This is a genomic window from Streptomyces sp. YPW6 (genome assembly GCF_018866325.1).
In the GTDB taxonomy this organism is placed as follows: Bacteria; Actinomycetota; Actinomycetes; order Streptomycetales; family Streptomycetaceae; genus Streptomyces.
In genome coordinates this window covers 6,434,098-6,455,170 of the sequence record NZ_CP076457.1, presented here as the reverse complement: position 1 = coordinate 6,455,170, position 21,073 = coordinate 6,434,098, and the positions used below count along the sequence as shown (strand labels likewise).

The window sequence follows — 21,073 nt, the reverse complement described above, 5'->3', positions numbered from 1 at the left end:
GTCGGTCCGGCTGACGTTAGGGGCCCTCCCGCAGCGTTAACAAGATGTTGACCCGTGAGCAATACGAGCAAAACCCCAGGTCAACGGGGTGACGCTAGGGGGCTGGGGTCACGGAGACCGGAATGGCGTTGAGGACCGCCGTGCCGGACAGCGGGTCAAGGAGCGTGCCGTCGAGCAGCTGGTTGACGTTCGCCCCGGGGTGGGCGGCGGCGACGGCCATCCGGGTGCCGGGGCGGCTGTGCCCCCAGCCGTGCGGGAGGCTCACCACGCCGGCGCGCACGGTGTCGGTGATCTCGGCGGGGGCCTCGATGCCGCCGCCGGACGACTCGATGCGTGCGGTGTCCCCGTCGGCCAGCCCGATGCGGGCCGCGTCGTCGGGGTGGATCTGGAGGGTGCAGACGTTGGATCCGCCGGTGAGCGAACCGACGTTGTGCATCCAGCTGTTGTTGGAGCGCAGATGGCGGCGGCCGACGAGGACGAGCGGGGCGGGCCGGCCGTCCAGCGCGCGGCGCAGGCGCGGCAGATCGGCGGCGATCGGCCCCGGGAGCAGTTCGACGCGGCCGGAGCGGGTGCGCAGGACCTCCGGGAGGCGGGATGTCAGCGGGCCGAGGTCGATGCCGTGCGGGTGGTCGAGGAGCCGCTGGAGCGTCAGCTTGTACGGGCCGAGGCGCAGCAGCAGGTCCAGTCGCCGTTCGGGGCCGCTCTCGCCGGTGAGTGGAGCGGCCGCCTCCGGTGGGGCCCCGGCCCGGGTGAGAGCGGTGTCGAGGGCCAGGTCGTCGACGGCAGAGGGCGGCGCGCCGTGCATGCCGCTCACCGCGAGGATCAGCCGGGCGTGGATCTCGCTCTCGTCCATCCGATCCTCCTCCAGGGGGACCGCGGCGCGGGTGTAGCGGACCTGGTTGTGCACGGCGAAGTTGTTGAACGCGAAGTCGAAGTGGGCGCTCTGGGAGGGCGGCGGAGGAGGCAGGACGACGTCGGCGTGGCGGGAGGTCTCGTTGAGATACGGGTCGACGCTGACCATGAAGTCGAGTCCGTCGGCGAGGGCCGCGTCGAGCCGGTCGCCGTCGGGCGCGGAGAGTACGGGGTTGGCCGCGATGACCACCAGGGCCCGGATGCGGTCCGCGCCCGGGGTGTCGATCTCCTCGGCGAGGGCGGCGATGGGCAGTTCGCCCTTGGCCTCGGGGTGCCCGGAGACCCGGCTCGACCAGCGGCCGAGCGCGAAGCCCTTGCCGGGGACGGGGTTGCCCTCGCCGGTGGCGGGGCTGCGGGTCCCGGAGGCGGCGTTACGGGTGCCGGATCCGGTGACGCGCGGGGCGCGGGCGGTGGCGGAGAGGGGGAAGAGCGCACCGCCGGGCCGGTCGAGGTTACCGGTGAGGATGTTGAGGATGTCCACCAGCCAGCTCGCCAGGGTGCCGTGCTCGACGGTGCAGCTGCCGATGCGCCCGTAGACGGCGGCGGTGGGGGCGGCGGCGAGTTCGCGGGCGATGGCGATGATGGTGTCCGCGTCCACGTCGCACGCGGCGGCGACCGCGTCCGGGGTGAAGTCCGCCAGGGCGGCCGCGAGTTCGTCGAGGCCCTCCAGGTGCCCGGCGAGCGGCCCGGGGTCGGCGAGCTTCTCCTCGATGAGGGTGTGCGCGAGCGCGGCCAGCAGCAGGGCGTCCGCGCCGGGCCGGATCGCGACGTGCCGGTCGGCGAGGCGGGCGGTGCGGGTGCGGCGCGGGTCGATGACGGTGAGGGTGCCGCCGCGTCGGCGCAGGGCCTTGAGCCGTCCGGGGAAATCGGGGGCGGTGCAGAGGCTGCCGTTGGACTCCAGCGGGTTGGCGCCGATCAGGAGGAGATGACCGGTCCGGTCGAGATCCGGTACGGGAATGGCGTTCGGGTCACCGAAGAGGAGGCCGCTGGAGACGTGCTTGGGCATCTGGTCCAGGGTGCTGGCGGTGAACACGTTGCGGGTGCGCAGGGCCCCGAGCAGCAGTGGCGGGTAGAGGAATCCCGCCATCGTGTGCACGTTGGGATTGCCGAGGACCACGCCGACGGCCTGCGGCCCGTGGGCCTTCACCAGGTCCGGTATCCGCGCGGCGATGAGGTCGAACGCCTCGCTCCAGGTCGCCTCGCGCAACTCCCCTTCCTCGCCGCGCACGAGGGGGGCGCGCAGCCGGTCGGGGTCGGCGTCGAGCCCGCCGAAGGAGGCCCCCTTGGGACAGATGAAGCCCCGGCTGAAGATGTCGTCGCGATCGCCGCGCGCCCCGGTGACCGTGGTCCCCTCGATGGTGAGGGTGAGGCCGCAGGTGGCCTCGCAGAGGGGGCAGATACGCGGTGCGGTACGGGAGTCGTCGGACATGGGCCCTCCCCGGGGCGGCTGCGGTGACGGCACGCGGACATGGGCCGGGCGGGGATGCGGGAGCCCCGGAGGTCCTGGCACGGGCGAGCATACCGACCAGTACGCACGGCGGGGAGGTGTCGCACGGAGAACACGGCGGACGGGCCGCACCAAGGCCGGACGAGCCTCGGGGACGGACGCCCCGCAGGGCGGACGGGTGACCGCGCACGAGAGCCGGAGGGGCCTACGAGCAGGGCGGCCCCGAGACGGGCGGCTCAGTCCAGCGTCTGCGCGAGATAGGCCCTGACCAGGGTCCGGGTCTCGGCGACGATGGCCGCGTCCCCCGAGGGGTCCGTACGGAAGGCGAGTTGCAGCAGCGCGTCCGCGGCCTCGACGCTCACCAGGATCACCCGGGACAGCCCCTCGTCGGGCCGGCGGCCGAGGTGCCCGGCGAGCAGGACGGCGAGCCGGTCCGCCAGACGCTGGTTGGCGTCGTCCGCCGCCCCCTCGGCGGGCAACGGCGGCCCGAAGTCGACGAGCGCGAACCCGGGGACGCTCCGCTTCATCGCCAGGTACTCGTCGAGCACCGCGTCGATCGCGGCACGCCAGTCGGCGGCGGGAAGGTCCGCCAGCCGGGCGGCGATCCGGTCGGCGTAGGTGTCCAGGTTGCGCAGCGCGAGGGCGTCGACGAGTGCGCGTTTGTTGGAGAAGAACCGGTAGACGGAGCCGATCGGCACCTCGGCGCGCTCGGCGACGGCCCGGGTGGTGAGCTGCTCGTAGCCGGTCTCGTCGAGGAGGCCGGCGCAGGAGTCGAGTATCCGGGCCAGCCGGTCGGCGCTGCGCTGCTGCACGGGGGCGCGGCGGAGGTTCGGATTGACATGGGGCTGAGGAGGCACGGGCCCATGATGCCGTGCCCCGCGCAGGTCCCGGACACCGGAGGCAGCCGGGCCGGACCTCGGTGACAGCGGGGCGGGCACCGGAAACAGGGGGCCGGACCTCGGAGACGGCAGCGCGGGCACCGGAATCAGCGGACCGGACGCCGGAGACGGCAGCGCGGACACCGGGGGCACCGGAGGCGGCAGGGGTGACACCGCAGCCCACCGGCACCGAATGGCGCGATGTTTGCCGTTGACGCACCCCCCTCCTATTCCTACGGTAGTGCATAGGATTCGTCGTCCGGCGGATCCCACAGCTTTCTTGGGCACCGGGAGTGCGGGATGAGCGCGATCGACCAGGCGAGGAAGACGGCCGAGGGGCTGGCGTACTCCTCCGGCTTCGGCAACGAGCACAGCTCGGAGGCGGTGCCGGGGGCGCTCCCGCACGGGCGCAACTCCCCCCAGCGCGCCCCCCTCGGGCTGTACGCGGAGCAGCTGAGCGGCTCCGCGTTCACCGAACCGCGCGCGGACAACCGCCGTTCCTGGCTCTACCGGATCCGCCCCTCGGCCGCCCACCCGGCGTTCACCCGTATCGACAACGGCGCCCTGCGCTCGGCTCCGTTCACCGAGACCGTGCCGGACCCGAACCGGCTCCGCTGGAACCCGCTGCCCGACCCCGCGCCCGGCACGGACTTCCTGAGCGGACTGTGGACGCTCGGCGGCAACGGCGACGCCGCACAGCGCGCCGGGATGGCGATCCACCTCTACCACGCCGACTCCTCGATGACGGACCGCGTGTTCAGCGACTCCGACGGCGAGCTGCTCATCGTCCCGGAGCGCGGCGGGCTGCTGCTCCGCACCGAGCTGGGCCTGCTGCGCGCCGAGCCGGGCCACATCGCACTGATCCCGCGCGGGGTCCGCTTCCGGGTGGAACTGCTGGAGGAGACCGCGCGCGGCTACGTCTGCGAGAACTACGGCCGCCCGTTCGCGCTGCCCGACCTCGGCCCGATCGGCGCCAACGGCCTGGCGAACGCCCGGGACTTCCTCGCCCCCGTCGCCGCGTACGAGGACCACGAGGGCCCGGTGGAGGTGGTCAACAAGTTCTGCGGGAACCTCTGGTCGGCGACGTACGACCACTCGCCGCTCGACGTGGTCGCCTGGCACGGCAACCACACCCCGTACGTCTACGACCTGCGCCGGTTCAACGTGATCGGCACGATCAGCTACGACCACCCCGACCCCTCGATCTTCACGGTGCTGACCTCGCCGTCCGACACCCCGGGGCTGGCCGGTGTGGACTTCGTCGTCTTCGCCCCGCGCTGGCTGGTCGGCGAGGACACCTTCCGCCCGCCGTACTTCCACCGCAACGTGATGAGCGAGTACATGGGTCTGATCGACGGGGCGTACGACGCGAAGGCCGACGGCTTCGTCCCCGGCGGCGGCTCCCTCCACAACATGATGTCGGCGCACGGGCCGGACCGGGAGACCTTCGACCGGGCGAGCGCGGCGGAGCTGAAGCCCCAGAAGGTCGACGACGGTCTGGCGTTCATGTTCGAGACCCGCTGGCCGGTCACGGCTACGGAACAGGCGGCCTCCGCCGGTCATCTGCAGCGCGGTTACGACGACGTGTGGCAGGGTCTGACCCGCGACTTCCGGCCGTAGCCGACGGCGCGAAGGGCCCGGACAGCCGGGACGGGACGGGACGGGGACGACATGACCGAGAGCCAGGAGCGGGCCGGGGCGGACAGCGGTGCGCAGCAGCCGGGCCCGCAGGCCGCCTTCGCCCCCGACTCCCTCGTGCTGAACCGGAAGCTGCCGCTCTGGTACCAGGTCTCCCAGTCCCTGCGGGCCTCCATACTGGGCCGCCCGCAGGACGCCTCCGCCCGGCTGCCGACGGAGGAACAGCTCGCCGCGCACTACGAGGTCAGCGTGCTCACGATGCGCCAGGCGCTCAAGGAGCTGGAGGCGGAGGGGCTGATCAGCCGGCACCGGCGGCGCGGCACGTTCATCGAGCCGCGTGCCCGGCGGGTCTCCCCGGTCCGGCTGCTCGGTTCGGTCGACGCGATCGTGGCCCAGCAGTCCGGCGAGGCGACGACGGTGCTCGGCCACGGCCCGGTCCCGCTCCCCGGCGACCTCGCGGAGTACTTCCCCGACTGCGACGAGGTGACCTGCTACCGGCGGCTGCGTCGCGACGGCGGGAGCGACGAGCCCACCAACTGGGCGGAGAACGCGGTGCGCCCCGACATCGCCGCCCGGATCGACGTGGCCGACCTCGAACGCTGGCCGATGACGAAGGTCCTGCGCGACGTGGTCGGGGTCAGGATCTCCCGGATCACGGACACGGTGGAGGCCCGGCTGGCCGACCCCGTCACCGCCGAACTGCTCCAGGTCCCGCTGCTCAGCCCGATCCTCCACTACACGGGCGTGACGTACGACGAGGAGGGACGCGTGGCGGACGTGGCCCGGATCCGCTACCGGGGCGACCGGTTCTCCTTCTCCGTGACGGTGGAGGCCCACTGACTCCGCCCCGGGGGATCACCGCCCGCCGTTACGATGCCAAGGGCCACGGCGGTCCGGCCACGGCCGACGGGCCACCGGGCGGGGTCACCGCGGCCAGGTCACGGCGGACAGGTCACACCGGACAGGGGAGGGACGACTCGGTGGCAGCGCGCAGGACGGCGGCGGCCGGATCCGGCGGGGGCGCGGAGTCCTCGCCGCACGACGCGTTCGTCCCCCTGGACGAGCTGATGCCGTGGTCGGTACGGCCGCTGAGAACCGGCCGCGCCTGGGTGAGCGGCCCCGACCCCGTGGCGCTCCGGACCCGCTGGGAACGGCTGGCCGGCGCCGACGCCGCCGAGCAGGAACGGCTGTTCGCGCCCACCCGTTCCCGTACGCCGCACACCCCGGTCGCGGCCCTGCCCGGCCGGCCGGCCGGTACGGCCCGCTTCGCCCGGGACCCGGGTCCCTGCCCCGACCCCGTACGGATCCTGCACGGCCCCTACGACGAACAGTGGCTGCTCCCCGACCACCGGCTGATCGACGCGGCCCGTCCGGAGCTGTGGCGGGTCGCCGACGGGCAGCAGCTCTTCGCGGTCGAACACAGCTGCGCACCCGAGGACGCCGGGCCCGCCCTGTCCGTGACCGCTCTGCTGCCCGACGGGCATTCCCCCGCCGGGCGGCCCGGCCGGATCAGACCGCTCCACCGCAGACCCGGCGGCACGGAGCCCAACCTCGCGCCGGGGCTGCTGGAGCTGCTGCGCGGGCGGCTCGGCGGCAACGGCGGCGCGGAGCCGGACGCGTTCACCCCGGAAACGGTGCTGGCCTGGGTCCTGGCCGCCGCCCGGCCCTCCCCCACCGGCGCTCTGGTCCCGTTGCCGGCCGACGCGGAGGTGTGGTCGGCGGGGGTGGCGCTCGGCCGGGAACTGCTGCGGCTCCAGTCGCGCGGGGCCCGGGGCGGGGAGCGGCCCCGGCTGCCGGGCGGGCGCAGGCCCTATGTGCGGGCGGCGCTTCCCGCTCGCCCCGCGGAGCTGTCCTACGACGCCGAGGAGGAGGCACTGATCGTCGGCGCCGGCCGGATCTCGCCGGTGCCGGCGGCAGCCTGGGAGTTCACGGTGGGCGGGGTGCGGGTGCTGGAGCTCTGGTTCGGCCGCCGGGCGGCGGCAGCGGCGGGCCGGGGGCCGGACGGTGCGGTGGCGGACGGCCTCGATGCGGTCGGGGCGCGCGGCTGGCCCCGGGAGTGGACCTCGGAGCTGCTCGAACTCATCACCGTACTCGCGCTGCTGGACGGTACGACCGGTCCCCGCGAGGAGTTGCGGGCCGCTCTGGACGCGGGCCCGCTGATCGGTCCGGGCGAGCTGCGGGCGGCGGGCGTGCTGCCCGTCCCGCCCTCGGCCCGTCGCCCCGCATCGGTGCTCGGGCACCAGGAGGAGGGCCCGGAGGGCCAGTTCGCCCTGCTGTGACGGGGCCCCCGGGAGGCGGGTTCGCGTATCCCGGAGCCCGTCGTGGCGGAGGGATCGGGGCGGAGGGTGGCGAAAGTCCCGGTCAGCGGGTATGCACGGGGGCATGAACACCTTGCCCCTCCCCCTCGACGGCATCACGGTGGTGGCCGTCGAGCAGGCGGTCGCCGCCCCCTTCGCCACCCGGCAGCTCGCCGACCTCGGAGCCCGGGTCATCAAGGTGGAGCGCCCGGACGGCGGTGACTTCGCGCGCGGCTACGACACGGCGGCGCGCGGTCTCGCCTCGCACTTCGTCTGGTGCAACCGCGGCAAGGAGTCCCTCGCCGTCGATCTCAAGGACCCGCGCGGCCTCGCGGTGGTCCGTGAACTCGTCGCCGAGGCCGATGTGTTCGTCCAGAACCTGGCCCAGGGGGCGGCAGCCCGCCTCGGGCTCGACGCCGCCTCGCTCTGCGCCGCGCATCCGCGGCTCGTGGCCGTCGACATCTCGGGGTACGGGGCGGAGGGGCCGTACGCCCACAAGCGGGCCTACGACATGCTCGTGCAGTGCGAGGCCGGGCTCGTCTCGGTGACGGGGACGGCGGAGCAGCCGGTGAAGGCGGGGGTTCCGGCGGCCGACATCGCGGCGGCCATGTACGCGTTCTCCGGGGTCCTCGCGGCGCTGCTGCGGCGGGCCACCACGGGGCGGGGCGGACCGGTGGAGGTCTCCATGCTGGACGCGCTGGCCGAGTGGATGGGCCACCCGCTGCACCAGGGGATGCACGGTGCCGCGCCCCCGCCGCGTACGGGACTCGCGCACTCGGTGATCGCCCCGTACGACGCCTTCGCCACGGCCGACGGGGAGCAGGTGCTGCTCTCCGTGCAGAACGACCGGGAGTGGCGACGGCTGGCGGAGCAGGTGCTGGGGCGGCCCGAGCTGGCCGAGGACCCGGACTTCGCGACGAACGCGGCACGGACCGCGAACCGGGAGCGGACCGACGACGCGGTGGGCCGGGCACTGGCGGGCCTGACGGGCGAGGAGGCGCTGGCCGGCCTGGAGGCGGCGGGTATCGCCTGCGCCCGGCTGAACACGGTGGCCGATGTGGCGGCACATCCGCAGCTCGCGGCCCGGGACCGGTGGCGGGAAGTGGGTTCACCGGTGGGGCCGTTGCGGGCGCTGCTGCCGCCGATCACGCTGCCGGGCGGGGAGAATCCACGGATGGGTGCCGTACCGGCGCTGGGCGAGCACACCGACGCGCTGCTGCGAGCCCTGGGGATGACGGACGAGCAGACGTCGGTACTGCGCCGGGACGGAGTGATCGCCTGAGCGGGTCCGCCCCGAGCGGCGGGCCGGTCCGGGGCGGGCGAGCCGGGCCGTGGGTCAGCGGCGGCTGCCGAAGAGCGAGCGCCGCAGCCGCCGCAGCGGGGCGAAGAGCGACACGCGGGCACTCCTGCTCCGGCGGGTGTGCCCTGCATCACGCGAGGTCAGCTCGCGCATCAGCAACGTCGCTTCGGCCGCCTCGCGCTGCGGGACGACGGGGCCGCCGAGCACCGCGAGATGGCGGTCGAGGCGCGTACTGGTCGCACCGCTCCCGCATGTGATGGCAGGCACACGCGGCCTGCTTCGCACCGTTATCTGTTCCATGTCACTCCCCACCCGTACGAGGGCACCCGGTCCGGGCAGGTTAACCCTATCGTCCCGCGGTGACACCCGTGTATCCCGGCCACACGATTGCGCACACATATACGGAGGTTGACGGCCCGTTACCGAATTGGCGCGACCTCAGGGCGACTTGGGGCGGTTCGACAGGTTTGCCCCGTGGGGCGCGGCCGTTCAGCCCCGAAGCGGGAGACCTCGACGGGCGAGGACTCCCGCACGAGGCGGTCCGGCAGGGGAGCCCGCCCGCCGGGGAGATGGGGGAACGCCCCGGCGGGAGAGCGAGGGAACGCGCCTGTCAGAGAGCGGACCTGAAGACCGGGAGATAGCCTCCCGACTGCCCGGCGGCGGTGGGGTGGTAGGACTCGCCGATATTGAGCCAGTTCACGCTGTGCAGCCAGGAGTTGCCGGAGCAGATCTCGTGCCCGGTGAAGGTCGTCCTGACGTCACCGAAGGTGAAGCCGTGGTCCGCCGCGCGCTTGGCGGTGGCCGCGTTGAGGTGGTCGGACGCACCGTTGATGGCGGCGCGCTCCTTCTCGCTCAGACCGACGATGCACCCGCCGCCGAGCTGGTAGAAGCGGGGGTATCCGAGGACGACGACCTGCGCGGAGGGCGCCTTGGAGCGGATGGCCGAGTACACGGAGTCGAGCCTGCCCGGGAGGGTGGAGTCGACATAGGCACGGGCGGTGGCGATCCGGTTGAGGCAGGTGGCCTCGGACTGGAGGACACAGGTCGTCATGACGTCGGCGAATCCGGCGTCGTTGCCGCCGATGGAGATCGAGACGAGGTCGGTCGAGGCGTTCAGCTTGCCGAGCTGACTGCCCGTGACGTCGTTGGTCCGGGCACCGGAGCAGGCCGCGAAGGCGAAGGACGAGGGGGAGTTGGCGGCCGCCCAGAGGGCGGGGTAGGCGCGGCTGCTGCGCTTGCAGCTGGAGCCGTCGTAGCTGCCGGCTCCGACACCGGAGGAGTACGAGTCACCGAGGGCGACGTAGTCGACGGCCGCGGTGGACGCGTCGGCGTTCGCGACCCCCGCACCGGTCAGGGCGAGTGCGGCACCGAGCAGGAGAGAGGACGAGAACGCCACGAGTCTGGACAATTTCATGGGACCTCCTTGAGCAGGGGGTATCTGCCTACTCCGTAGTAGCAGCACCCTCGCCCGACCGGAAGTGTTCATGCCAAAAATGAGGCGGAGTGCTTCCGTCCGCCCCCGGCGGTTCAACAGGCGCTCACCGTCGCTCCGCTGTCGCTCCGTCGGGTGTCGCGCGGTCGGGCGTCGCTCTGTCGGGACCCACCGGGTGTCGCGGCCGTGGGGTGTCGCCCGGTCAGCTGTTGTCCGGGGAGCTCTTGTGCGGGCCGTTGCTGTGCGGGCAGTTGTCGCACCGTCGGGTGTCGCTCGGTCAGCTGTCGCGCCGTCGGCTTGCGCCGTCGCCGGCCGGCCCTCCGCCGGCTGCCGGTGCGAGCGCGCCCGGCCCGCGCCGGGAAACCGGGTGCGCGGGGCTCCCCCGTGCCGGATCATGAACGCCATGCCCGACTCCCCCGCATCCGCTCTGCCGATCCGGCTCACCGTCGACGACAGCGACTCCCCTTCCGACGTCGTCGACGCGCTCTTCCTCGGCCGCTTCACGACGGGCGAGCAGCCCCACTCCCACAGCTCCTCCCTCGACCGGATCAAGGCCGGGGCGACGCTGCTGCCGCCGGACGCCCGCGTGCTGCGGACCACCCGCGACGGCACCCGCAGCTCGGTGCTGGCGGAGGGCGAGGGCTGGACCCTGCTGGCCTCCCGCTGGAACCGGGGCGCGGACGTCACCGTGACCGCGACCAGCGCGGAGCTGGCGGAGAAGGTGCTCGGCCAGGCCACGGACGGGGCGCGGGACGAACCGGAGCCCCAGCCCGACAACGTGACGATGGGCTTCTGGTACGTCTCGCCGACCCGTGGCCCGCACCGCACCACCCGCCGGATCGCCGCCGGGAGCTGGGACGAGGTCCGCCCCAACTACACCGCCCCGGTGGCCGATGCCCTGGACCGGCTGATGAAGGTCACACCGGACGACATCGCGGGACGGCTGCTCCTGCTGCACGGCCCGCCCGGCACCGGAAAGACGTCCGCGCTGCGTACCCTGGCCCGTTCCTGGCGCGAATGGTGCCAGGTCGACTGTGTGCTGGACCCCGAGCGTCTCTTCAGCGACGTCGGCTATCTGATGGACATCGCGATCGGCGAGGACGACGGCACGGAGAAGGGCCGGTGGCGGCTGCTGCTCCTGGAGGACTGCGACGAGCTGATCCGCGGCGAGGCCAAACACACGGCGGGCCAGGCCCTGTCCCGGCTGCTGAACCTGACGGACGGGCTGCTGGGCCAGGGCCGTAACGTCCTGGTGGGGGTCACCACCAACGAGGACCTGGAGCGGCTGCACCCGGCGGTCGTCCGGCCCGGCCGCTGCCTGGCCAGGATCGAGGTCGGTCCGCTGACCCGTCAGGAGTCGGCCGCCTGGCTGGGTACGGACGAGGGGGTGGGCCGGGAGGGCAACTCCCTGGCCGAGCTGTACGCGCTGCGCCGCGGCATCGGCCCCGCGTCGGTGCCGAAGCAGGACACGGGGACGGACGCGGGGCTGTATCTCTGACGCCGGGCCACAGTCCGGCCCCGGCGGGGGAGCGACGTCCGCCCGAGGACACCGCCCTGCGTCCTCACGGCCGCGGGGACGGGGTCCGCCCCGAGGGCCACTACTCGCGGGCCGACGGCCGCCGCGGGTCAGTCCCCGTACGCCGCTCGTACCGCGTCCTCGACCAGCGACAGGGCCTGCTGCCGGGAGAGGCCGAGCCGCCCGGCGGTCTCCGCGTACTGCTGCGCGGCGGTCGCGGCCCGCTGTTCGGCCGCCCCCCCGGCGGCAGCGACGAAGGTTCCGTTACGCCCCCGGGTCTCGATCACCCCGTCCGCCTCCAGGGCCCGGTAGGCCTTGGCGACGGTGTTGGCGGCGAGGCCCAGCTCCTCGGCGAAGCCGCGTACGGTCGGGAGCCGGTGGCCGACGGGCAGCGCACCGGAGCGGGCCAGTTCGGAGATCCGGTGGCGCAGTTGCTCGTACGGGGCGATGCCGGAGTCCGGGTCGAGGACGATCTTCTCAGTCACGGGCCGATTGTCCCCCACCGGCGGGAAAAGGGGAGGCGTTCGGGGCGCGGCTGCGCATACGGTCCCCCGCATGACTGTGATCGTGCGTGATTTCCGCCCCTCCGACGCGGAGGCCTGGACGCGGGCCCGCCGGGCCTCGGTCCCGTGGATGGTGGCCACCCCCGGACAGGTCGTCCACGACCTGGCGAACGCCCATCCGGACAAGCACTACCGGCTGCTGGTCGCCGAGGAGGACGGCGAGATCATCGCCACGGCCCAGGCGGGCATCGCCCACGAGAGCCCCGAGCCCGGTCAGGGCTACTTCACCCCGCACACGCTTCCCGGCCGCACGAACCGCGGCGCGGGCTCGCTGCTGCTGCGCACGGCGGAGGACCACCTGGCCGGTGTCGGGGCCACGGCGCTGTACGCCTGGGTGCTGGACAACCCGGAGAGCCTGGAGTTCGCCCGCAAGCGGGGCTACGAGCCCAAGCGCTCGGCCTGTTTCCAGCGGCTGGACCTGGCGGGCGGTGCGCTGCCCCCGCGCCAGGAGCTCCCGGCGGGCGTCGAGCTGCGGACGGGAGGCGACTTCGCGGACGACCCCCGGCCGCTGTTCGAGGCGGACGCCGCGGTGACGGCGGACGAGCCGAGCGACATCGCCGTCGAACTCGACGACTACGAGGACTGGCTGACGAACGTCTGGCGGCACCCGTCCTTCGACCAGGGGCTCACGTCGGTGACACTGGTGGACGGGAAGGTGGCGGCGTTCAGCGCGGCCACCACCGACGGCGAACGCACCTATCTGAGCGCCATGACCGGCACGCTGCGGGAGTTCCGGGGGCGGGGCCTGGCGAAGCTGGCGAAGAACGACTCGCTGCACCGGGCTCGGGCGGCCGGCTACACGGACGCCTACACCTCCAACGACACGGGCAACGGCCCGATGCTGGCCGTCAACCAGTGGTTCGGCTACCGGGTCTGCGCGACGGAGGTGCGCCATGTCCGCACCCTGTGACCCCTCTGAGCCCCGCGCGGGCAGCCCTGAGGAACTGGTCGTCGCCCTGACCAAGGCGGGCCGCACCAAGATCCGCTATCCGGCGCAGCTGGTCCGGGACGACGGCGTCCGCGTGACCGTCCGGGCTCCGTGGGCCGCGCCCGGCGTGCGGAACTTCGGCTTCGTCCGCTTCGAGCCGGGCGACGTGTTCACCGAACACTACTGGCGGGACCGGTGGTTCGCGGTGAAGGAGGTCCGCACCGGCGACGGCGGGCTCAAGGGCTGGTACTGCGACATCACCCGGCCCGCCGTGCTCGCGGACGGGGTGCTGTCGGTCGAGGACCTGGACCTGGACCTGTGGGTGTCGGCCGACGGCTCGACCGTACTGCGGCTGGACGAGGACGAGTTCGAGGCGAGCGGTCTGGCCGAGCGTGACCCGGCGGCGGCCCGTGCTGCGGCCTCGGCGCTGGACGAGCTGGAAGGTCTGGCGAGGGCCCAGGTCCTGGCCCCTCTCCTGACCTGACCGGCTCCTTCCCCTCCCCGGCGAAGGCCGGCGGCGGCCGGGAACGCGTCCGGGCGCGGGGGCGCCGACTCCAGGACGGACCGGGTCCCCGTGCGGCCCCGGTCGCCGGCCCGGGTCGCGGGTGCGCAGGGCTCAGGGTCGTCCCGCACGTACCCGGCCGCCCGCGCCGACCCGGATCGCGGGTGCGCAGGGCTCAGGGGCCCGGCCGGAAGACAGCGGCGCCCCGGCACCCGAGGGCGCTGCCCGGCGCACGGAGACCACCCGGCCCAGAGGCGCGGCCCGGCGCACGGACACACCCCCCTCCCCGTGGCCCGCCCGGCGCACGGATGCGCCCCGGCTCAGGGGCCCGGCCGGGAGGCGGCGACCAGCTCCACCTCGTATCCCGCCGGGTCCTCCAGATAGGCGGCGAGATGCCCGTCGCCGCCCGCGTACGGATGGCGGTCGGGGAACAGCAGACGCCAGCCGTACGCCGGGGCCTCGGCCGTCAGGGCGTCCAGGGCGTCCCGGTCCGCGATGTGGAACGCCAGGTGGTTGAGCCCGGGACGGCGGCGGTCGTGATCACCCGCGACCAGGTCCGGGGACTGCTCCAGCACCACGTACGCGTCGCCGCGTCGCCAGCTGCGGCCGTGCGCCCACTGCTGATACGGGACATGACCGAGGCGGCCCAGCAGCCAGCCCCACCTGCGCTCCGCCGCCGCCAGGTCCGCCACCCACAGCTCGATGTGGTGAACCCGGCCGGTCGTCTCCCGGGCGGCCGGCAGCGGGACCGCCCGCCCCGCACCGCCCGGAACGTAGACGATCGGCTCCCCGTCCCGATGCCAGTGGATCAGGAAGTGCTCGCCCGCCCGGTAGCCGTCCAGGCCCGCACGGCAGTACGCCACCATGTCGTCCGGCAGCGCGGCCAGCGGGAACCAGTCCAGCTCCGAGCACTTCTCGGGCTCCGCGTTGCGCGGCGGCCGCCCGGGGTCGTACTCCGCGACGAAGAACCAGCCCATGCGCGCCCCGCCGCCGGGGCCCCGGTGCTGCATCACCAGGGCCACCCGCAGCTCGTCGGGGTCCAGAGCGAGGCCGATCTCCTCCGCGGCCTCCCTCACCATCGCCTCGCGAACGTCCTCTCCGTCCTCCGCGTGGCCGGAGGGCAGGTGGAGCAGTCCGTCCGCATAACCCGTGTTGGAGCGGCGGGCCAGCAGGACGTCCGCGCCCCGGCGAAGGATCAGATGGACGTCGACGACCTCGGTGTGCCGATGGGGCGGCATCGCGCGGGCGACGAGCGCATAGCGTTCGTCGTCGACCTTCTTGCCCCAGAGCCGGCTGTCGGGGGCCAGGTCCTCGTGGTGGATGCGCTCGGTGTGCGCCGAGAGCAGGGCGGTGAGCGTGGTGGCGGAGAGGCCGGTACCGCCCCACACGCCTTCGACCAGGACGAGCCGCCCGCCCGGCTTCAGCAGGGCGAACCAGTGCTCCAGAGCCGCCGCCGGGTCCGGGAGCAGCCAGACGACGTGCCGGGCCAGGACCACGTCGAACGCCCGCTCCCCGACCGGGGGCCGGGCGGCGTCCCCGACGAGGACCTCCGCGCCGGTCCCGGCGAGCTTGGTGCGGGCCAGATCGGCCATGCGCGGCGAGCGGTCGACGGCGGTGACGCGGTGGCCCTGGCCTGCGGCGAGCAGCGAGAGACTGCCGGTGCCGCACCCCAGATCCAGCACATCGCCGCGGGTGGCGGGCAGCCAGCTCTCCAGGCGCCCGGCCCAGGCGTCGCGCACCGCGGGGTCGAGCAGCCCGTGGTCGGGCTCCTCGTCGAAGGATCCGGCCGCCGCGTCCCAGTCGATCGTGGTCATGGTTCCGATGCTCTCAGCCGCCACTGACAGTGCGGGGCTCCTCTGCCGCTTTCCGGCCACCGCGCAGTCGTGCGGTCGGCCGACCGGTCAGCGGCCAGGCCACGATCGGGGCGATTCCCGCCGCCCGCGCCATGAGCATCGGGGCGAGGTGGTCCGGGCCGCCGGGTGTCGGGGCGCCAGGCCGACGGCGTACCGTCCGAGGCGTCCTGGGGCGGGGATCGGAACGGGTTTCTGAGCGCACGCCTAACCACCCCTTAAAGGGACCATAAGGATCGCCATCACCCCCTCCCAGCAGGGGTTTTCGTCCTTCCGAGCGGCTAGCTTGCTGATCGCCACCCCCCGACAGCAGTGCCGTACCGAAGGAGATCCACCCATGACCGCTCGTCGCAAGGCCGCCGGAGTCCTCGCTCTCGGACTCGCACCGCTCGCGCTGGCCGGGCTGACCGCCACGCCGGCCGTCGCGCACGGTTCGCTGACCGACCCGGTGAGCCGGGTGTCGGCGTGCTTCGCGGAGGGGCCGGAGAATCCGAAGTCGGCGGCGTGCCGGGCAGCGGTCGCGGCGGGGGGCACGCAGGCGCTGTACGACTGGAACGGGGTCAACATCGCCAACGCGGCGGGCAAGCACCGGGAGCTGATCCCGGACGGCAAGCTCTGCAGCGCGGCCAACGACAAGTTCAAGGGACTCGACCTGCCGCGGGCCGACTGGCCGGCCACCGCGCTGTCGGCGGGCAAGCACACCTTCCGGTTCCGGGCGACGGCGCCGCACAAGGGCTCGTTCGAGCTGTACATGACCAAGCCCGGTTACGACGCGACGAAGCCGCTGGCCTGGTCGGACCTGGAGGCGGAGCCCTTCGCCGAGGCCACCGACCCGGTGCTGGAGAACGGTTCGTACGTCTTCGACGGGACGATTCCCGAGCGCTCGGGGCGGCAGCTGGTCTACACGGTCTGGCAGCGTTCCGACTCCCCCGAGGCGTTCTACGCCTGCTCGGACGTGACGTTCGGCGGCGGATCCGCGGGCGGCGGACCGGCGGAGAAGGAGGAAGGGAAGGAGGAGCAGGGTTCCGGTGGAGACGCCGGTGCCGAGGCTCCGGCTCCCGCCCCCTCCGCCCCGTCCGAGAAGGCGATCACCGAGGGCGCCGCGAAGTCCTCCGTCGAGCACAACGGCCACGGTGACGACGACGCGAGCACCGGGGCGAAGGTCACCGCCGCCGCTCCGGCCGCTCCGGAGACGAAGGCCGAGGGCAACGCCCCCGAGGTCAACACCGCGAACGAGGACGAGGTGCTGGCCGAGACCGGTGGCTCCGGCAGCAGTGCGTACCTGGCGATCGGGGGCGCCGGGGTGCTCGCCGCCGGTGCGGCCGTGCTGTTCGCCTCGCAGCGCCGGCGGGCCGCCGCCGCGACGGGGCGCCACAGCCGCTGACCGCAGCGCCCCCTCCGTACCCCTGCCGCGTCCCTCCGGGACGTCGGGCGCAGCAGGACCTGACGGGCCGGGGTCCGCCGTCCGTACCGTCGGACGCCGGACCCCGGCCCGTTGCCGAGCGGTGGGTCAGCCGATGACGGAGGCGCAGGTGGTCCGGGTGGCGCGTGCCGGGTCGAGGGCGTTGGCCACCTCGTGGAACGCGATCCGGTCGATGGTCCCGATCGCCACGTGCTCGGAGAGGTCGAGCGGGCACAGGTCCTGGAGCAGCACGTTGCGTACGTTCGGCCCGTCCAGGTACTGCGTGCGGTACGGGGTCACGACCTCGTCGTACTTGGTCGCGATGACGGTGTAGCGGACGCCGGGGACGGTGTCGCCGCCCGCCGTGAGCTTGGTGATGAAGGGCGATCCCGCGACCTGGTCGGCGAGTCCGGGGGTCTTGTCGCTGATGAACTTCTCCACGCCGGGGAAGTACGGCAGCAGTCTGGTGAGGCCGAGCAGCGTGGTGCCGTGGTTGTCCGGGGCGATGCCGACGAGGGCGTTGACCTTGTCGGCGCCGCCGAGGAACTTCAGGTAGTAGTTCGGCATCATGCCGCCCTGGGAGTGGCCGACGATGTCGGCCTTCGGGGCCCCGGTGGCGTCGAGCACCTTGTCGACGAACACGTCGAGCTGTTCGGCGGACTTGTCGATGGGTCCGAGGCCGTGGAAGAACGGCACGCCGGGGAGCTGACCGTAGTCGAGGGAGAAGACGCAGTACCCCCGGTTGACCAAGTAGGGGGCGAGGACGAGCCAGTTGTCGACGGAGTTCCCGAAGGTTCCGTGGACCAGGACGACAGGCCGGGGATGGGCGGCGGAGGGCTTGCAGGAGTAGTTGTTCCAGCCTCGCGATGTGGCCGCTTCGGCGGCCGGGGCCGCGTTCGCGGTGGCCGCGGGGGCGACGAGAACGGTGAGGGCGAGAAGCAGGGCGGCTAGCAGACTGCGCGTGCGGGGAACGCGCGCAGCACGGATCCAGGGCAGCATCGTGGGGTCTCCTTGCGGCTCAAGGGAGGTGCGATGGCGGTGCGCCCTGTGGCCCGGACCACAAGTTCTGTGTGCTCATGCCAAGTTACGCACGAGTAAGCCGACGAGGGAAGTTACGCGTCGGTAAAAACTGACGCACCCCCGGGCCGGGCCGCGTAACGGAGCGGACCGCCACCAGGACCCGGCGGCGGCCCCGGCTGACGCGCAGACCAACCCTCCGTACCGGCGCGACAATTCCCGATGTCCACTCGGCGCACCATCTAGGCATGACGCGTTCATGACGACATGCTGCTCCTGTCCCTCGCACCACCCGGCGAGGAACACCTCAGGAGCAACTCCTTTCACCCCCACGGAGGTCGTCCATGCGTCGTCGCTTCACGGTTCCGCTCGCCGCCGTCGCCCTGTCGCTCCCCCTCGCTCTGGGCTCCGCGGTCTCCGCCTCGGCCGCCCCCGCCGACAAGCCGCAGGTGCTCAGCTCCTGGACCCAGACCAGCGCCTCCAGCTACAACGCCTGGAACGCGGCCCGCAACAACCAGGGCGCCTGGGCCGCATACGGCTTCGACTGGTCGACGGACTACTGCAGCAGCTCCCCCGACAACCCGTTCGGCTTCCCGTTCAAGAACGCCTGCGCCCGCCACGACTTCGGGTACCGGAACTACAAGGCCGCGGGGACGTTCTCCGCCAACAAGGCGCGGCTCGACTCCGCCTTCTACGAGGACCTCAAGCGCGTGTGCGCCCGCTACTCGGGGGCGACGAAGACCTCGTGCACCAGCACGGCCTGGACCTACTACCAGGCCGTGAAGGTCTTCGGCGTCTCCCCGGCGGACGCCGGCGCCCGCACCCTGCCCCGGGCCGCCTGAGCCCGCCCCCGTCAGGGCAGGGGGAAGGGCCCCCGGTCACGAACCGGAGGCCCTTCGCCGCTGCCGTCGTACGTGGCGCCTCAGCCGATCTCGGCGCCGTAGGCGGCCAGCGCCTCCGGGACCGGCTGGAAGAAGGTCGTACCGCCCGAGGAGCAGTCGCCGCTGCCGCCCGAGGTCAGCCCCAGCGCGGTGTCGCCCGCGAAGAGGGCGCCGCCGCTGTCGCCAGGCTCGGCGCAGACGGTCGTCTCGATGAGGCCGTTGACGATGTCGCCGTTGCCGTAGTTGACGGTGGCGTCCAGCCCGGTGACCTCGCCGTCGTGCACCTGGGTGGTGGAACCGCTGCGGGTGACCGCCTGGCCGACCGTGGCGTCACCGGCCCGGGTGATCGCCCGGGTGGAGCCGTCGTAGAGGTTCACCTCGCTCGGGTGCTCGACGTCCGAGGTGTACTTGACCAGGCCGTAGTCGTTCTCCGGGAAACTGGAGCCCTCGTTCGCCCCGATCTCCGCACCGCCCTGGGAGTCCGACCAGCTGGTGACCGACTCGGTGCAGTGGCCCGCGGTCAGGAAGTACGGTTCGCCGTCCTTGACCACGTTGAAGCCGAGCGAGCAGCGGGAGCCGGAGCCCCAGATCGCGTCGCCGCCCGCGATCAGCGGCTTGAACTCACCCGTGGTCCTCGTGAGTTCGGCCTTGCCGCCGAGACCGTCGACGACGGCCGAGAGCTTCTTCCAGGTGGCGCCGTCGACCGTGCTGTCAGCGGTGACCTTCACCTTGTTGGTCACCGGGTCGACCGCCCAGGACGTGCCCGGGATCGTCGCCCTGTCGGCGAGGGTCCGCCGGGCCGACTTCAGCTCGGCGAGGGAGTTCTCCACGATTCTGGCCCTGGCGCCCGCCTGGCGGACCTGCTCGGCGCCGGCCTCGTCGACGACGTTCACGACGAGGGCCTTCGCCGTGGTGTCGTAGTACGAGCCCGCCGCGTCGGCACCCAGATCACGGTCCAGGGTGTCGGCGAGCTTTCCGGCCGCGCTCGCGCTGAGGGTCTTGGCCGCGAACTGCGGCACATCGTCACTGGCGTTCGCGGACTGGAACGTGAATCCCGCTGCGACCAGCGCGACGACGGCCGAGCCGGCCAGCGTCGCGCGCTTCCTGGACATGCGTCGATGCTTCAACGTCGACCTCCTGTGGGGCCGTGCACGAAGCATGTGGGGTGCCCGTACACGGAGGATGGGGCGCCCACTATTCCGAGGCCGGGAAACGCACACAAGGCCGACTTCCGGACGGGCACACGACACCGACGCTTCGCCCTCGGGTCGTTCACTTACCCACGGTCACGCCAAGTCGGTTCCCTTCGCAAACACCCGGTGCAACCGTCGACGGCCCCAGGGTGAGGACTAGTCCTGTCCGATTCTCGCCCCTCCTCGGTCCGGATGCTGGTGCGCTCCGTCCGGATGGCGACGGGCGTCGTCCCCGCCGGCCCCCGGGGCCTTCGCAGTTCCTCGTCGACGAACGGTCCCCGTAACGCCTCTGATGGGTCATCATCGAAACGGCGGCAGGCACCGGGAGCGCAACGGGTCCGGGCCCGCCGGGTGACGGGGTGACCGAGCGGGGGAGGCACGGGTGCGCGATCGGGTGCTCGCGGCGGACGGGCGGCATCTGCTGGTCGAGCGGATGGGAGATCCACGGGGAAGACCGGTCTTCCTCCTCCACGGCACCCCGGGCAGCAGGCTCGGCCCCGCTCCCCGCGGCATGGTCCTCTACCATCGCCACACGCAGCTGATCGCCTACGACCGCCCGGGCTACGGCGGCAGCGACCGGCACGAGGGCCGGCGGATCAGCGACGTCGTCGCCGACGTCCGCGCCATCGCCGACGCGCTGGGACTGGAGCGCTTCGCCGTGGTGGGCCGCTCCGGCGGGGCACCGCACGCCCTGGCCTGCGCGGCCCTGCTGCCGGAACGGGTCACCCGGACCGCGGCCCTGGTCAGTCTCGCCCCGTGGGACGCGGCCGGGCTCGACTGGTTCGACGGGATGACCGCGTCCAATGTGCTGGCGTACTCCACGGCGGCCGACGACCCGGAGTCCCTGGCGCGGTCCTTCACCGTCCGCTCGGCGCAGATCCGGCGGGACCCGGTCCGGCTGCTGGACGATCTGCGCCGGGAGCTGACCGACTCCGACCGGCTGGTGGTCAACGACGCGGGCATCCGCTCCATGCTGCTGCGCAACTTCAGCGAGGGGCTGCGCCATTCGGCGTACGGCTGGATCGACGACGCCATCGCGTTCTGCCGCCCCTGGGGGTTCGATCCGGCCCGGATCACCGGCGAGGTGCTGCTCTGGCACGGAGTGAAGGACGTCTTCGCCCCGGTCGGCCACTCCCGCTGGCTGGCCGGTCAGATCCCCGGGGCCACCACCGTACTCGAACCGAGAGCGGCGCACTTCGACGCGTTCCCGATGCTCCCCCGCATCCTCGACTGGCTGCTGGAGGACCGGGAGCACTGCGGCGGGGCCTGACCCCGGGCGCCGTGTGCCGGGAGGCCGGTCCTCCCGGCACACGGCGG

18 protein-coding genes are annotated in these 21,073 nt (G+C 73.2%); 10 read left to right on the top strand and 8 right to left on the bottom strand.

Going from position 1 to position 21,073, the window contains the following annotated elements:
- Positions 1 to 94 precede the first annotated feature (94 nt).
- Together KME66_RS28290 and KME66_RS28285 are read right to left on the bottom strand one after the other, a co-directional pair.
- On the bottom strand, positions 95 to 2,341 hold the full coding sequence (locus tag KME66_RS28290; protein ID WP_216327403.1) for a molybdopterin-dependent oxidoreductase: 2,247 nt from the start codon (positions 2,339 to 2,341) through the stop codon (positions 95 to 97).
- 254 nt (positions 2,342 to 2,595) lie between these two features.
- Complete coding sequence (locus tag KME66_RS28285; RefSeq protein WP_178379011.1) at positions 2,596 to 3,216, bottom strand: TetR/AcrR family transcriptional regulator; 621 nt, start codon at positions 3,214 to 3,216, stop codon at positions 2,596 to 2,598.
- 321 nt (positions 3,217 to 3,537) lie between these two features.
- On the opposite strand from KME66_RS28285, the gene hmgA reads away from it, so the two are divergent.
- The 4 genes from hmgA (at position 3,538) to KME66_RS28265 (ending at position 8,454) form a co-directional block, all read left to right on the top strand.
- Positions 3,538 to 4,857 carry a homogentisate 1,2-dioxygenase gene (gene hmgA, locus KME66_RS28280; RefSeq protein WP_216327400.1) on the top strand — a complete coding sequence of 440 codons (1,320 nt, stop codon included), beginning with the start codon at positions 3,538 to 3,540 and terminating at the stop codon, positions 4,855 to 4,857.
- A 51-nt stretch (positions 4,858 to 4,908) separates the two neighbouring features.
- Positions 4,909 to 5,715: a GntR family transcriptional regulator gene (locus KME66_RS28275; RefSeq protein ID WP_216327397.1), complete on the top strand. Its 807-nt coding sequence runs from the start codon at positions 4,909 to 4,911 to the stop codon at positions 5,713 to 5,715.
- 140 nt (positions 5,716 to 5,855) lie between these two features.
- Positions 5,856 to 7,154 (top strand): type ISP restriction/modification enzyme, encoded by a 1,299-nt coding sequence (locus KME66_RS28270; protein ID WP_216327394.1) that lies wholly within the window; start codon positions 5,856 to 5,858, stop codon positions 7,152 to 7,154.
- A 103-nt stretch (positions 7,155 to 7,257) separates the two neighbouring features.
- On the top strand, positions 7,258 to 8,454 hold the full coding sequence (locus tag KME66_RS28265; RefSeq protein ID WP_216327391.1) for a CaiB/BaiF CoA-transferase family protein: 1,197 nt from the start codon (positions 7,258 to 7,260) through the stop codon (positions 8,452 to 8,454).
- Positions 8,455 to 8,508: 54 nt separating this feature from the next.
- On the opposite strand, the gene KME66_RS28260 is transcribed toward KME66_RS28265, so the two are convergent.
- Positions 8,509 to 8,772, bottom strand: coding sequence for a hypothetical protein (locus KME66_RS28260; RefSeq protein WP_073221846.1), 264 nt, complete (start codon positions 8,770 to 8,772; stop codon positions 8,509 to 8,511).
- Positions 8,773 to 9,082: 310 nt separating this feature from the next.
- The gene (locus KME66_RS28255) at positions 9,083 to 9,886 is read right to left on the bottom strand and encodes an SGNH/GDSL hydrolase family protein (protein WP_073221842.1); all 804 of its coding nucleotides are present in this window, start codon (positions 9,884 to 9,886) and stop codon (positions 9,083 to 9,085) included.
- 421 nt (positions 9,887 to 10,307) lie between these two features.
- Between KME66_RS28255 and KME66_RS28250 the strand changes: the two genes are divergently transcribed.
- Positions 10,308 to 11,402, top strand: a complete 1,095-nt coding sequence (locus KME66_RS28250; RefSeq protein WP_216327388.1) for a DUF5925 domain-containing protein — start codon at positions 10,308 to 10,310, stop codon at positions 11,400 to 11,402.
- Between the two features lie 128 nt (positions 11,403 to 11,530).
- Here the strand turns inward: KME66_RS28250 and KME66_RS28245 are convergent, their stop codons facing one another.
- Complete coding sequence (locus KME66_RS28245; protein ID WP_073221837.1) at positions 11,531 to 11,905, bottom strand: GntR family transcriptional regulator; 375 nt, start codon at positions 11,903 to 11,905, stop codon at positions 11,531 to 11,533.
- A gap of 70 nt (positions 11,906 to 11,975) precedes the next feature.
- Here KME66_RS28245 and KME66_RS28240 point away from each other — a divergent pair, with 70 nt between their 5' ends.
- Positions 11,976 to 12,893 carry a GNAT family N-acetyltransferase gene (locus KME66_RS28240; RefSeq protein ID WP_216327386.1) on the top strand — a complete coding sequence of 306 codons (918 nt, stop codon included), beginning with the start codon at positions 11,976 to 11,978 and terminating at the stop codon, positions 12,891 to 12,893.
- Positions 12,877 to 13,395, top strand: coding sequence for a DUF402 domain-containing protein (locus tag KME66_RS28235; protein ID WP_216327376.1), 519 nt, complete (start codon positions 12,877 to 12,879; stop codon positions 13,393 to 13,395). The genes KME66_RS28240 and KME66_RS28235 overlap by 17 nt, the downstream gene beginning before the upstream one ends.
- Positions 13,396 to 13,733: 338 nt before the next feature.
- On the opposite strand, the gene KME66_RS28230 is transcribed toward KME66_RS28235, so the two are convergent.
- Positions 13,734 to 15,227: a trifunctional class I SAM-dependent methyltransferase/NUDIX hydrolase/VOC family protein gene (locus KME66_RS28230; RefSeq protein ID WP_216327373.1), complete on the bottom strand. Its 1,494-nt coding sequence runs from the start codon at positions 15,225 to 15,227 to the stop codon at positions 13,734 to 13,736.
- A 373-nt stretch (positions 15,228 to 15,600) separates the two neighbouring features.
- Here KME66_RS28230 and KME66_RS28225 point away from each other — a divergent pair, with 373 nt between their 5' ends.
- A complete protein-coding gene (locus KME66_RS28225; protein ID WP_216327370.1) occupies positions 15,601 to 16,647 on the top strand; it encodes a lytic polysaccharide monooxygenase in 1,047 nt (348 codons plus the stop codon).
- Between the two features lie 126 nt (positions 16,648 to 16,773).
- Here KME66_RS28225 and KME66_RS28220 read toward each other — a convergent pair whose 3' ends face one another.
- Positions 16,774 to 17,664, bottom strand: coding sequence for a triacylglycerol lipase (locus KME66_RS28220; protein WP_073221823.1), 891 nt, complete (start codon positions 17,662 to 17,664; stop codon positions 16,774 to 16,776).
- A gap of 362 nt (positions 17,665 to 18,026) precedes the next feature.
- On the opposite strand from KME66_RS28220, the gene KME66_RS28215 reads away from it, so the two are divergent.
- The gene (locus KME66_RS28215) at positions 18,027 to 18,524 is read left to right on the top strand and encodes a phospholipase (RefSeq protein ID WP_216327366.1); all 498 of its coding nucleotides are present in this window, start codon (positions 18,027 to 18,029) and stop codon (positions 18,522 to 18,524) included.
- Between the two features lie 80 nt (positions 18,525 to 18,604).
- Here KME66_RS28215 and KME66_RS28210 read toward each other — a convergent pair whose 3' ends face one another.
- The gene (locus KME66_RS28210) at positions 18,605 to 19,783 is read right to left on the bottom strand and encodes a S1 family peptidase (RefSeq protein WP_216327363.1); all 1,179 of its coding nucleotides are present in this window, start codon (positions 19,781 to 19,783) and stop codon (positions 18,605 to 18,607) included.
- A 355-nt stretch (positions 19,784 to 20,138) separates the two neighbouring features.
- Between KME66_RS28210 and KME66_RS28205 the strand changes: the two genes are divergently transcribed.
- Entirely contained in the window at positions 20,139 to 21,026 is an 888-nt protein-coding gene (locus KME66_RS28205; RefSeq protein WP_073221813.1) for an alpha/beta hydrolase, read from the top strand.
- The last annotated feature ends 47 nt before the right edge of the window (positions 21,027 to 21,073 follow it).

Excerpts from the sequence above, each read along its gene's own strand:
- KME66_RS28250 (WP_216327388.1), top strand. The coding sequence starts at position 10,308 with ATGCCCGACTCCCCCGCATCCGCTCTGCCGATCCGGCTCACCGTCGAC.
- KME66_RS28225 (WP_216327370.1), top strand. The coding sequence starts at position 15,601 with ATGACCGCTCGTCGCAAGGCCGCCGGAGTCCTCGCTCTCGGACTCGCA.
- KME66_RS28215 (WP_216327366.1), top strand. The coding sequence starts at position 18,027 with ATGCGTCGTCGCTTCACGGTTCCGCTCGCCGCCGTCGCCCTGTCGCTC.
- KME66_RS28240 (WP_216327386.1), top strand. The coding sequence starts at position 11,976 with ATGACTGTGATCGTGCGTGATTTCCGCCCCTCCGACGCGGAGGCCTGG.
- KME66_RS28220 (WP_073221823.1), bottom strand. The coding sequence starts at position 17,664 with ATGCTGCCCTGGATCCGTGCTGCGCGCGTTCCCCGCACGCGCAGTCTG.
- KME66_RS28290 (WP_216327403.1), bottom strand. The coding sequence starts at position 2,341 with ATGTCCGACGACTCCCGTACCGCACCGCGTATCTGCCCCCTCTGCGAG.
- KME66_RS28255 (WP_073221842.1), bottom strand. The coding sequence starts at position 9,886 with ATGAAATTGTCCAGACTCGTGGCGTTCTCGTCCTCTCTCCTGCTCGGT.
- KME66_RS28235 (WP_216327376.1), top strand. The coding sequence starts at position 12,877 with ATGTCCGCACCCTGTGACCCCTCTGAGCCCCGCGCGGGCAGCCCTGAG.
- KME66_RS28260 (WP_073221846.1), bottom strand. The coding sequence starts at position 8,772 with ATGGAACAGATAACGGTGCGAAGCAGGCCGCGTGTGCCTGCCATCACA.
- KME66_RS28275 (WP_216327397.1), top strand. The coding sequence starts at position 4,909 with ATGACCGAGAGCCAGGAGCGGGCCGGGGCGGACAGCGGTGCGCAGCAG.
- KME66_RS28265 (WP_216327391.1), top strand. The coding sequence starts at position 7,258 with ATGAACACCTTGCCCCTCCCCCTCGACGGCATCACGGTGGTGGCCGTC.
- hmgA (WP_216327400.1), top strand. The coding sequence starts at position 3,538 with ATGAGCGCGATCGACCAGGCGAGGAAGACGGCCGAGGGGCTGGCGTAC.
- KME66_RS28230 (WP_216327373.1), bottom strand. The coding sequence starts at position 15,227 with ATGACCACGATCGACTGGGACGCGGCGGCCGGATCCTTCGACGAGGAG.